The organism is Cytobacillus oceanisediminis 2691, from assembly GCF_000294775.2.
Classification (GTDB): domain Bacteria; phylum Bacillota; class Bacilli; order Bacillales; family Cytobacillaceae; genus Cytobacillus; species Cytobacillus pseudoceanisediminis.
The window spans coordinates 1,721,190-1,733,534 of record NZ_CP015506.1 but is presented as its reverse complement, the minus strand read 5'-3'; the positions used below and the strand labels follow the sequence as shown (position 1 = coordinate 1,733,534).

Below are 12,345 nucleotides of genomic sequence, written 5' to 3'. Positions count from 1 at the left end.
GCAGCTGCTGTTCTCATTCTATTTCCTGGCTGATCTGAGCAGGATCGACAGGTGTAAATCCTTTATTCCGCAACCCTTTCACAATATCCTCTAATGCTTCTTTTGTCCATTGCCTATCATGCATCAATAAGTTTGCACCATTCACTAAAAAGGGTGAATTAATCATTATATCTGCCAAAGCTTCTTTTGATTGATATTCCTTTTCCCAGTCATATCCGTATGTCCAATTCATGAGAATCATGTTTTCATCCTTAGCAACCTTTCGGCTGTAGTCTGAAATGGATCCAAATGGTGCCCGGAAGAATTTTGGCCTCTCTCCGATAATCTCTTCTACTCGATCATTAAGACTAACAATCTCATTATATTGCTGTGCCTCGGATAAGGTTTTTAAGTTGTAGTGGCTGTATGTGTGATTACCGATAGCAAAACCAAGTTCGTGAATTGCCTTCAAAACTTCTGCTTCTTCCGGAGTATCAATGAAGTGTCCATTAACAAAGAAGATTGCAGGTGCTGAAAGTTTTTTTAAGATCCTGGCCATCTCCAATGCATTTTTATCTGGAGCATCGTCAATAGTCAGTAATACAACCTTTGAGTTTGCATGATTCATTGGTTCTACTGTCCAATTACTTGCATTTATCTTGTATTGCGGCTCTGATAAGGATACTGCCTCTTCTTTAGGCTCTCTTTCGTCATCTCCCTTGTTCTTCTGCAATTTTGATTCATGAACTTTGGAATGGTCATCCGAATTATTTTCTTCTTGCTTATACTCTTCTTTTTCCAATTCTGATGGCTTTTCAACCGCAGTAAGATCCGTGCAAGAAGCCAAAATCATTAGAAAAAAAACACCTATGATAAGCCCCGTTATTTTCATATTGCCCCCCCTACAGTGCATATCCCTTTAATCTCACTCCAATTAGTGTTAGTATGTGAAATGGCCTTTTAAAGGAGTTGTCCCCCTTTTTGACACCTTACCATTACCTACTGATTTTACCCGAAATAGATCCGTTTTGAACATTCAAAAAGTAAAATTTAGAATTTCTGTGAGGATCTATACATCCTTTAGATTTTACATAGTCGATCTTTTTCGGGAAGCTGCTCTCCCCTGCTGAGCTTCAAAATGCTTTAAAAATCAAGCTATAACTGTCAGGAATGCGGAATTCTTATTTTCCTGCATTTTTAGGATTGGGAGTTTTACGGAATTATTTTATTTACGTTCATTATAATAAGATTTGGAGGGATTTGATGAAGAAACTGACACCAGTATTTACGGTTTCAGTCATATTCACAGCAATTTTTATTTTATGGGGACTTGTCCCAAAGACTATACTGCCAAAAGGCAATCTTGATTCTGTTACAGCATCTGTTCAAGGATTCATATTGGAGAAGTTCGGCTGGTTTTACCTTTTATCAGCTTCTATCTTTTTAATTTTTTCTATCCTATTAGCATTCAGCAAATACGGCAATATTCGTCTGGGCAAGGATGCAGATAGGCCCGAATATAGCTATTTATCATGGTTTGCCATGCTCTTTAGTGCCGGGATGGGAATAGGCCTGGTTTTTTGGGGAGTGTCGGAACCTATGTATCACTTTTATGCCCCCCCTTTTCTCGAAGGACAGACACCTGAAGCAGCCAGGGCTGCCATGAGGTACTCCTTTTTCCATTGGGGTCTTCATCCATGGGCTATTTATACTGTCATTGGGCTTGCATTGGCGTATTTCCAGTTCAGAAAAGGAGCACCGGGAGTTATCAGCTCCATTTTGAGGCCAATTTTAGGAAGCAAAGTGGACGGGCCGCTGGGCGTATTAATTGATTTTATTGCCGTCTTTGCTACTGTTTTCGGAGTTGCAACATCATTAGGTCTGGGTGCCATTCAGATTTCCGGAGGACTTTCTGGAATATTCGACAGTATCGGTAATAATTTCAACACTCAATTAATTATTATTGTCGTTGTGACGGTCTTGTTTATGTTTTCAGCCCAAACCGGATTAAACAAGGGAATAAAGTATTTAAGTAACTTAAATATTATCTTAGCAATATCCTTATTATTATTTCTGCTGTTTGTAGGTCCATCTAACTTTATTATGGACCTGTTCACAACGACAATTGGGTCTTATATTCAAAACCTTCCATCCATGAGCTTCAGGCTCAGCCCTTTTGATCAGGAGCTGACATGGTTTCAGGATTGGACCATTTTTTATTGGGCATGGTGGATTGCCTGGGCGCCATTTGTCGGTACGTTCATAGCAAGAATATCCCGTGGAAGGACAATAAGAGAATTCGTCATTGGTGTGCTTGCTGTTCCAACCCTATTTGGAGCCCTTTGGTTCTCTGTTTTTGGAGGAACAGGTATATACCTTGAATTCTTCGAGGCGAAGCCTATCTTTGAAACAATCGAGCAGCAGGGAATGGAGGTAGCACTATTTACTGTGTTTGATAACTTCCCTTTCAGCACTGTTCTTAGCTCAATGGCTATTTTCTTAATCAGTACATTCTTTATTACTTCTGCAGACTCAGCTACTTTTGTTCTTGGCATGCAGACGACTAACGGAAGCCTGAACCCTCCGGGAAAAGTGAAATTTGTCTGGGGCATTATTCAATCAGCATCTGCAGCCATCCTTTTATGGACAGGAGGTCTTGAAGCTCTCCAAAGAGCTTCCATTATAGCTGCACTCCCTTTTACCATCATTATGCTTCTAATTGTGGCATCGCTGGTTAAATCGTTTAAAGAAGAGGACATCCTGAAAAAAACAGCTGATAAAGCCAAATAAAAAATCGGCACCTAAAAAAGGTGCCGATTTTTTTATCCTTATACTTATCTTTACCAATGGGACAGGTAGGACATTGCAAAATGGAAAGATGCATATAAGCTTAAGCTCATAACAGTTACCATAAATGTTTTTTTTGCAGACTTAATTACCCAATTTCCAATGTTTATTGCCAAATAGAAAAAAACAAAAAACATAATGACTTTATATATGAGCTGGTCATATTTTGACAGCCATTCAATAAAAGTATATCCGCTCCAAATTAACATCTGCAGCAAAAGAGCTGTATAAATCTTCATGCACTCCACCACCAAATTTTTTAATCCTTACCCGCTTTTTTAATAGAAGAAACACTTGTGTATGTAATATATGTTGAAAAGGATATTCTTATTTTTCATTTCTGTAACATTTGAATGACAAGCCAAAATTTTCTTTCACTATATGATAAAATACTCATAAATATTAGGAGATTATTATGAATTGCTCATCAACTGTCAGAAGACTGGAAAATCACCGAGACTTCTATACTGCTTTAGATAAAACAATCTTATGTCATACGGTGGAATTTATAATAAAGTGAGGGCAAAATGATGAAAGGTCTGCCGCTGATCTTAATTACTGCACTCTTGTTTGTAACCTCTTCATGCAATCATAAGGAAGTAAAAAAAGAGCTGAAGATAGACGATAGTGTTAAACAGCTCATTTTTTTCACGGATAAAAAACAATATGAACAGGAAATATCCTATTATGATGCCATCATCGAATTAAAGAGAAGCTATCCGGATCTGATCAAGAATATGAAAATCATAACAGCATCTGAATCCAGCCATATAAGCAATTATAATGTAGAAAACTGCCCTGCCATGCTGCTGGTCTATCAAGATAAAGTGATTGTAGAAATTAATGGCACGGTACCTAAAGAGAAGATCATTCATCCGCTTGCTGATGCAATGGATGAAAAAGACGAAAAATAGTCATCATATACAAAAAAATCCTCCCCTGGCAGGGAGGATTTTTTTAATTATTTTACAATGTGAATTGGGCTTCCAATAGCAACTTCTGCTGCTTCCATTGTGATTTCACCCAATGTTGGATGAGCATGAATAGTCATGGCAAGATCTTCTGCAGTCATACCTGCTTCAATAGCCAATCCAAGCTCAGCAATCATATCAGATGCACTTGCACCAGCGATTTGCGCACCGATTACAAGGCCATCCTCTTTGCGTGTCACTAGCTTTAAAAAGCCGTCAGTGGAATCAAGTGCAAGGGCACGGCCATTTGCTGCGAATGGAAACTTCGCTGTCGTTACTTCGATTCCTTCTTCTTTAGCCTGCTGCTCAGTATATCCTACAGAAGCCAATTCAGGTTCAGAGAATACCACAGCCGGGATTGCTAAGTAATCAATTTCTGCGTTATGGCCTGCAATTGCTTCTGCAGCAATCTTGCCTTCGTAAGAAGCTTTATGAGCCAATTGAGGACCTGCAACAATATCACCAATTGCATAAATATTGCTTACATTCGTACGGCATTGTTTATCGATTTCAATAACACCGCGTTCAGTCATCTTAATGCCGGCTTGTTCTAAGCCCAGTTCGTCTGTATTTGGACGTCTTCCAACCATTACAAATACATAATCTGCATCAAGAGATTTCTCTTCGCCTTTTTCTTCAAACTTAACGGTAACTCCATTTTCATTCTCTTCAACACCTTTAGCAAGTGCCTTCGTAATGAATTCAACGCCTTTTTTCTTTAAGTTCCGTTTAACAAGTGATGTCATTTGCTTCTCAAAACCGACAAGGATATCATCCGCACCCTCAAGAACCGTTACTTGAGAACCAAAATTCGCATAAGCTCCGCCAAGTTCGATTCCAATAACACCGCCGCCAATAACGACGATTTTCTCTGGAATCTCTTGAAGTGCCAGTGCACCTGTTGAATCAAGAACTCGTTTAGAGAATTTAAACGTTGGCAATTCTATTGGACGCGATCCTGTAGCAATGATTGCATTTTTAAATGTATAAGTTTGTGCCGAATTATCATCCATTACACGAAGGGTATTCGCATCAACGAAATAAGCTTCCCCGCGTACGATGTCAACTTTATTGCCCTTTAAAAGACCTTCTACTCCTCCAGTAAGCTTATTAACTACACCGGATTTAAATTCTTGTACTTTTGTAAAGTCAACTTTTACATTTTCAGCTGTAATACCCATTACATCTGAGTGCTTTGCATTTTCATAGCGGTGGCCTGCTGCGATTAAAGCCTTTGAAGGAATACATCCAACGTTTAAGCAAACACCGCCCATATTAGCTTTTTCTACGATTGTTACTTTCTGTCCAAGCTGTGCTGCACGAATCGCTGCAACATATCCACCAGGACCCGCACCAATGACTATAGTATCTGTTTCGATTGGGAAATCTCCTACTACCATTTGTTATTACGCCTCCATTAACAATAGTTCTGGATCGTTCAGTAAACGCTTGATGTGATTTAATGCATTTTGTGCAGTTGCTCCATCAATAATTCTGTGGTCAAAGCTTAGTGACAATGCCAATACTGGAGCAGCAACAATTTCTCCGTCCTTCACTACTGGCTTTTCAGCAATACGGCCAATTCCAAGAATGGCAACCTCTGGATGATTGATAACCGGAGTAAACCATTGACCGCCGGCAGAACCAATATTTGTAATTGTGCATGAAGCACCCTTCATTTCATCTGGAGCAAGCTTGCCATCACGGGCTTTACCAGCCAGCTCATTGATTTCATTAGAAATGGCAAATGTCGACTTGCGGTCTGCATCCTTAACAACTGGCACAAGAAGACCTTTTTCAGTATCCGCTGCAATACCGATATTGTAGTAATGCTTATGGATGATTTCACCTGCTGCATCATCGATTGAAGTGTTTAGTGCTGGGAATTCACGCAATGCACTTGTTAATGCTTTTACCACATAAGGAAGGAATGTAAGCTTAATTCCTTTATTAGCTGCAACTTCTTTAAACTTCTTGCGGTGTGCAACAAGTTTCGTAACATCAATTTCATCCATTAATGTTACGTGTGGAGCTGTATGCTTAGAGTTTACCATAGCTTTTGCAATTGCTTTACGGATTCCGCTCATTTTCTCGCGAGTTTCTGGATATTGTCCAGCAGGAATCGCCTGTGCAGCTGCAGGTGCAGTTTCTCTTGCTTCAGCTTTTGGTGCGTCTTCTTTAGCAGTGGCTTCAGCAGCTTTTGCTCCGCCATTCAGGAATGCATCAATATCATCTTTCTGAATGCGTCCATTTTTGCCGCTTCCAGCTACCTGGCGAATATCTACACCTTTGTCACGAGCGTATTTTCTAACAGACGGCATAGCAATAATACGGCGATTAGGATCTACTTCCGTCTCAGAAATAACTACTCCTTCTTTTGGTGCATCTTGAGCAGGAGCTTCTTCCTTCTTCAAATCCTGGCCAGCTTCAGCAGTTGCCTGAACTTGCGCTTCTGTTTTTTCTTCTTTAGGAGCCTCATCTTCATGATCTCCCTTGAATTTAAGGTCTTCATAACCAGGAGCATCAAAAGTAATCAATACTTGACCTACAGTTGCAACTGTACCTTCTTCAACAAGGATTTCTTCAACTTTACCTTTAACTGGGGAAGGAATCTCAACAACCGCTTTATCGTTTTGAACTTCACAAAGCACGTCATCTTCTTGTACTTCGTCACCTGGCTTTACAAACCACTTGACGATTTCACCTTCATGGATACCTTCACCGATATCAGGCAATCTAAATTGGAATGCCAATGGAATTCACCCTCCTATTATTTCGATCGTTCATTATAAAACACGTCAGGGGGATATTTCCCCCCTTGTGTCATCAGTTAAATGCGATTAAAATTCAAGAACTTTTTTAGCTGTTTCAATAACATCTTTATAGTTTGGAAGCCAAACAGTTTCAGCTTGCGGGAAAGCAAAAACAGTATCTGGAGCAGCTACACGCAGAACTGGTGCTTCCAGGCTGAGAATAGCACGATCATTGATTTCTGCAACGACACTTGCTGCAATACCAGCCTGCTTTTGTGCTTCTTGAACAACAATTGCTCTTCCTGTCTTTTCAACAGAAGCAATAATTGTTTCAATATCAATAGGAGCAACTGTACGCAAGTCGATAACTTCTGCAGATTTTCCTTCTTTTTCAAGCTCTTCAGCCGCTTTTAGAGATTCATGAACCATTGCTCCGTAAGTCACAATAGTCAGGTCGGAACCTTCACGTTTAACTTCTGCTTTACCAAGAGGAATTGTATATTCTTCTTCAGGCACTTCCTGACGGAAAGAACGGTACAATTTCATATGCTCAAGGAAGATAACAGGATCGTTATCGCGAATTGCAGAGATAAGCAGTCCCTTTGCATCATAAGGAGTTGACGGAATCACAACCTTTAGCCCAGGCTGTTGAGCCATTAAGCCTTCCAGGCTGTCAGCATGCATTTCAGGAGTATGTACCCCTCCCCCGAATGGTGAACGGATTGTAACTGGTGAATTATATCTTCCGCCGGAACGGTAACGCATGCGTGCCAGCTGGCCGGAAATAGAATCCATTACTTCATAGACGAATCCAAAGAATTGGATTTCAGGCACCGGACGGTAGCCTTGTAAACCAAGACCGACTGCCAGACCGCCGATTCCGGATTCAGCTAGAGGTGTATCAAATACACGCTCTTCGCCGAACTCTTTTTGAAGGCCTTCGGTAGCACGGAAAACGCCGCCGTTTACGCCCACATCTTCACCGAATACCAATACATTCGGATCGTTGCGCAATTCTGTGCGAAGAGCATCAGTAATTGCCTGAATCATTGTCATTTGCGCCATGGCTTACTTCGACTCCTTTTCTTTGTATATTTCATACTGTTCTTTTAGGTTATAAGGCATTTCTTCATACATAATGTTCATAAGGTCAGTAACCTTTTGTTTAGGTGTATCATCAGCCTTTTTAATAGCTTCTTTAATATCTTCTTTTGCTTGTTCAATTACTTCGTTTTCCATGTCTTCATTCCAGATGCCCTTATCCTCAAGGAACTTGCGGAAACGAACAAGCGGATCTTTCTTTTCCCATTCATTATCCAGGTCAGAAGTACGGTAACGCGTTGGATCGTCACCGGCCATTGTGTGTGGTCCGTAGCGGTAAGTCAAAGTTTCGATTAGTGTAGGACCTTCACCATTCAATGCACGTTCACGCGCTTCGCGAACAGCTGCATAGACAGCAAGAGGATCCATACCATCAACCTGAATTCCAGGAATTCCGGCAGCCACTGCTTTTTGTGCAATTGTTTTTGCTGCTGATTGTTTTTCTACTGGAGTAGAGATTGCAAAGCGGTTATTCTGAACAATGAAGATAGCAGGTGCTTTGAATGCTCCTGCAAAGTTGATGCCTTCATAGAAGTCACCTTGTGAAGCACCGCCGTCTCCAGTATAAGTGATGGCAACCTTCTTTTCGCCGCGCTTCTTCATTCCAAGGGCAACCCCTGCAGTCTGAATATATTGAGCTCCAATGATAATCTGAGGTGAAATGACATTTACACCTTCAGGGATGTTTCCGCCTTCAAAGTGTCCGCGGGACCATAGGAAAGCCTGGTATAACGGAAGGCCGTGCCAAATGATTTGAGGAACATCACGATATCCTGGAAGAATGAAATCTTCTTTCTCCAATGCAAAATGAGATGCTAGCTGAGAAGCTTCCTGTCCGGCAGTAGGAGCATAGAAGCCCAAGCGGCCTTGTCTGTTAAGTGAAATGGATCGCTGATCAAGAATGCGAGTATAAACCATACGGCGCATTAATTCCTGAAGCTGCTCGTCGCTTAAGTCAGGCATTGCTGATTCATTAACAACCTTGCCTTCTTCGTTTAAAATTTGTAGAGTTTGGAACTGTTCTTCAACTGTTTCGAGCTGTTTTTTAGCATCGAATTGTGCCTTCTTTGTTTTAGAAGCCATATCAGTCACCCTTTCCTTTCATAAAAAGACGTTTATAGAGTTTTATACACAAAAATTAGGTTACCCAAAACGAAGCCATATTAGATACTCTTTCCAAAGGCAAAAAGTTTTCTCTTTCCGGCATGTTTTATTAAGCATCTCTAAAAAGCAGAACATTCGTTTCTGCCATATGCATACTTTTAAATAGTGTTCCACAGATCACTTCTAAAAAAACGTCTTTCTGTTCATCTTTAACTATCATATTCTGTATCAATTTATTTTGCAACATAATTGATACAGAATTAATTACGAGATTTAGTTTAATACACCTCCAAGACCTTAGTCAATTACCTTGCTTTTTGTTTTTCACAGTTTCCATACTTTTTATATTTTTTATTGATAATCAAAACTGTATTATCGACTGAATCGCATCTGTACTATAAAAAACTATTATATTTCGATGTGTTATAGTAAAGAAAACCCTCCCGTCATTATTTTAAAATAAAAAGTACCGCCCTCAAAATAAAGCGGATTCATCCCGAGCGGCATTTCCTCTCATTCAATTGCTTTTAAGAATAGCAAAAGCAAAAAAATGCCGGGCATTAATATGCCGGCATTAATATTATCCTTCTGTTTTTATTTCAAGTCCTGCTTCTTTATAGAAATCCAGTTTGGCTTCGTTATACTCTTTTGTTTTTTCATTGAACTGTTTATTTGAAGCCAGTATCTTTTCATACATATCATTTATTTTGCTCACTTGGCCTTCCAGCTGTTCTAGAGTAAGATCCTCCTTTTTAAACATGGCATACAACTCTTCATCTAATTGAGTCGCTTTAGAATAATCCTTGTAAAGAGCATCATGGATTTTATACCTTTCCATCATGATCTCATACAGCTCTTTAGCTTTATCTTTCAATTTTTGATCCTCTATCTCCTCTATGGTCGGAGATAATGTCTCAAATTCTTTTTTCGACGCCTGGATGCTTTCCTGCTCTTTCTCCATGTGAGCTACCCGCTGATCCACAATGGCGGAAGCTTCATCAGACAGCTTTTTAATTTCCTCGAAATCCTTCATTCCCAGGTTGATAATTTTATCGTATAATTCCTTTTCTCTTTTCTCCAGCTTCACGAGCGGTTCCTGCTGCTTTTCAAAATCCTTTTCTTTAGCTACAACACTCTCCAGCACATCATATATTTTTTCCTCGGGATCCGGACTGTTCATACAGCCTGTGAGGATGAAAGCCCCTATGATAAAAACAAGCAGCAGTCTACTTTTGTTCAAAATCAACACCTTGAAACCTCCTTACTTATAACATTTTTAACTATAAAGGTACCTGCCCGGTTTGACAATAGCCCTTTGGTTTGACACTCTTCGCATCATTGCAGAAGCTTGTCCTCATTACAAGTATAATTTAAATCTATTCACTCCATTTTTCCTTTATGACTTGGGCATAGGCCTACACCAAACATCATTAAAAACATAGGCTATATTAATCGTCCGATGCGGCAATTCAAAAAAATGGACGATAATCTTACTTTAGGGAGGTTATCCTTCATGTACGGATATGGCGGTTACGGTTTTGGATGCGGATATCCAGTAGCAGGAGCCGGCTGCGGCAGAGGTTTTGCGTTAATAGTAGTATTATTCATTCTCTTAATCATAGTTGGCTGCGCTTGCTGGAAGTTTTAATTATTTGGGAAGGTGCCAAAGGCGCCTTCTCTTATTAACTTTTTTGCCCCGCTCTGATAGACTGAATATAATTAAATAGACTCATGGTTTTTTTTGGCTATGTCATTTGATCTTCTTGCCAATAATTTAGCCATTTTTCTATTCTTTATTACTTAGCGGGAGTGATAATCATGCTGAGCATGAAAGATATTATTCGCGACGGCCACCCAACTTTAAGGAAAATTGCCGCGGAAGTGAACATGCCACCATCTGCAGAAGAAATACAAATCTTAAAAGAAATGATGGAATATGTAAAAAACAGCCAGGATCCAGAGCTTTCTGCAAAATATGGCTTAAGGGCAGGCATTGGTTTAGCTGCTCCTCAAATTAATGTTTCCAGGCGGATGATCGCTGTTCATGTAACCTATAACCAGGATCTATACAGTTATGCTCTCTTCAACCCTAAGATCATTAGTCATTCTGTGCAGCTTTCTTATCTGGCTGAAGGAGAAGGCTGTTTATCTGTTGATGAATCCATACCCGGTTTTGTACCCAGATATGCAAAAGTGACAGTAAAAGGTACTGATTTGCAGGGCAATGAAGTAAAACTCAAGCTCAAAGGGCTGCCAGCCATTGTATTTCAGCACGAAATTGATCATCTGAACGGAATCATGTTTTACGATCACATTAATAAACAAAATCCGTTTCATCCAATTGAAAATGCAATTGCTATAGAGCGGTAGCTTGCTGATCCATAGCATGACAAAAGGAAAGCCTCCAGCTAATTACTCGGATGCTTTCCTTCATTTCCTATATTAATTGATGTTCCTTTAGCCCCTTCCAAATTCCTTCATCGTCAACACCGGAGGTTACATGGTCTGCAGCCTTCTTAACCACATCTTCTGCGTTGCCCATTGCTATTCCGGTTCCTACAGCGTTTAGCATCTCTATATCATTTAGTCCATCTCCAAACGCGTATACATCCTTCAAATCAAACCCAAGCCTTTTAATCATTTGTTTTATTCCCTCAGCTTTAGAACCGCCTGCAGGCAAAACATCAACAGAGTATGGATGCCATCTGATAAAGCCAAAATCAGGATATATAGAAGAAGAAATATACTTTTCCTCATCTTTTTCCTCGCAGAACAGGAGCGATTGATACAATTCCCTTCCGCTGTAAAACTCACGATCTTCCTCAGGATGCGGAAACTTTAAGCTGCCCATGCTTTTTTCAATAAATGCATGGTGGTGTACTGTGGATTTCATCGTTTTCTCATTCATAAACACCAATGGATGCCCATTTGACTGTGCATGAAGATATAGCTTTTCAATCTCAGATGATTTAAGAGGATTACGATAAATGGGTTCGTTTTCGAATACTACATATTGGCCATTAAAGCTGACAAATGAATCAATATCAAGTTCTCTGCGAAGACTTTCAAACATGAAAGGCGCCCTGCCAGTGGCAATTGCCACGAAAGTTCCGTTCTTTTTCAGCTTGCCGATTGCCTCTCTCGTACTGTCCGGCAAGTTTTTATCGTGATCCAATAAGGTCCCATCTATATCAAAGAAAACAATCTTTTTCATTTTAAAATTAACTTCCTTTCAAGCGTTTTTTTACTGGCTGCTATGACATGATTTATCGTAATAAAACACTAAACCCATAAAGTTAAAAAGTCAATTTCCATGCTATTAACAGACAACATTTCCATTTTTACCCATGAGAGATTTAACTATTTTACCATATAATATAATTAAGAAAAGCAGATGCGCCTGCCCCGCCCCTTGACAACTCAAGGCGGTAGGCTCCCTGCGCTAGACAGTTATTAAAAGAGACCTCATTATTTACAAAAATCTGTTTAAAACGTCCTTGCTGCCTTTACTTTGGACAAGGATCGTTTAAAATAGAAAGTAAGGAGTTGATCCACTATGTTAAAGAAGCTGAGAAAGAAGCTTTTAAAAC

12 protein-coding genes are annotated in these 12,345 nt (G+C 39.8%); 4 read left to right on the top strand and 8 right to left on the bottom strand.

The window, feature by feature from the left end; all coding sequences use genetic code 11:
* Positions 1–13: 13 nt before the first annotated feature.
* Entirely contained in the window at positions 14–871 is an 858-nt protein-coding gene (locus tag A361_RS08830; protein ID WP_019381675.1) for a polysaccharide deacetylase family protein, read from the bottom strand.
* 371 nt (positions 872–1,242) lie between these two features.
* Between A361_RS08830 and A361_RS08825 the strand changes: the two genes are divergently transcribed.
* Positions 1,243–2,769, top strand: a complete 1,527-nt coding sequence (locus A361_RS08825) for a glycine betaine uptake BCCT transporter (RefSeq protein ID WP_019381674.1) — start codon at positions 1,243–1,245, stop codon at positions 2,767–2,769.
* A gap of 50 nt (positions 2,770–2,819) precedes the next feature.
* On the opposite strand, the gene A361_RS08820 is transcribed toward A361_RS08825, so the two are convergent.
* Positions 2,820–3,065, bottom strand: a complete 246-nt coding sequence (locus tag A361_RS08820) for a hypothetical protein (protein WP_009330977.1) — start codon at positions 3,063–3,065, stop codon at positions 2,820–2,822.
* A 288-nt stretch (positions 3,066–3,353) separates the two neighbouring features.
* On the opposite strand from A361_RS08820, the gene A361_RS08815 reads away from it, so the two are divergent.
* Positions 3,354–3,740, top strand: a complete 387-nt coding sequence (locus tag A361_RS08815) for a hypothetical protein (protein ID WP_009330978.1) — start codon at positions 3,354–3,356, stop codon at positions 3,738–3,740.
* Positions 3,741–3,787: 47 nt separating this feature from the next.
* On the opposite strand, the gene lpdA is transcribed toward A361_RS08815, so the two are convergent.
* The 5 genes from lpdA to A361_RS08790 form a co-directional block, all read right to left on the bottom strand.
* A complete protein-coding gene (gene lpdA / locus A361_RS08810; RefSeq protein ID WP_009330979.1) occupies positions 3,788–5,197 on the bottom strand; it encodes a dihydrolipoyl dehydrogenase in 1,410 nt (469 codons plus the stop codon).
* A 6-nt stretch (positions 5,198–5,203) separates the two neighbouring features.
* Positions 5,204–6,550: a dihydrolipoamide acetyltransferase family protein gene (locus A361_RS08805; RefSeq protein WP_009330980.1), complete on the bottom strand. Its 1,347-nt coding sequence runs from the start codon at positions 6,548–6,550 to the stop codon at positions 5,204–5,206.
* A gap of 87 nt (positions 6,551–6,637) precedes the next feature.
* Entirely contained in the window at positions 6,638–7,615 is a 978-nt protein-coding gene (locus A361_RS08800; RefSeq protein ID WP_009330981.1) for an alpha-ketoacid dehydrogenase subunit beta, read from the bottom strand.
* A gap of 3 nt (positions 7,616–7,618) precedes the next feature.
* Entirely contained in the window at positions 7,619–8,734 is a 1,116-nt protein-coding gene (gene pdhA / locus A361_RS08795) for a pyruvate dehydrogenase (acetyl-transferring) E1 component subunit alpha (protein ID WP_009330982.1), read from the bottom strand.
* A gap of 601 nt (positions 8,735–9,335) precedes the next feature.
* Positions 9,336–10,004: a YkyA family protein gene (locus A361_RS08790; protein ID WP_019381672.1), complete on the bottom strand. Its 669-nt coding sequence runs from the start codon at positions 10,002–10,004 to the stop codon at positions 9,336–9,338.
* Positions 10,005–10,268: 264 nt separating this feature from the next.
* Here A361_RS08790 and A361_RS29345 point away from each other — a divergent pair, with 264 nt between their 5' ends.
* Positions 10,269–10,403 carry a YjcZ family sporulation protein gene (locus tag A361_RS29345; protein WP_019381671.1) on the top strand — a complete coding sequence of 45 codons (135 nt, stop codon included), beginning with the start codon at positions 10,269–10,271 and terminating at the stop codon, positions 10,401–10,403.
* 170 nt (positions 10,404–10,573) lie between these two features.
* Positions 10,574–11,125: a peptide deformylase gene (gene def, locus A361_RS08785; protein ID WP_009330984.1), complete on the top strand. Its 552-nt coding sequence runs from the start codon at positions 10,574–10,576 to the stop codon at positions 11,123–11,125.
* A 67-nt stretch (positions 11,126–11,192) separates the two neighbouring features.
* Here def and A361_RS08780 read toward each other — a convergent pair whose 3' ends face one another.
* Entirely contained in the window at positions 11,193–11,969 is a 777-nt protein-coding gene (locus A361_RS08780; RefSeq protein ID WP_009330985.1) for a Cof-type HAD-IIB family hydrolase, read from the bottom strand.
* Positions 11,970–12,345 lie beyond the last annotated feature (376 nt).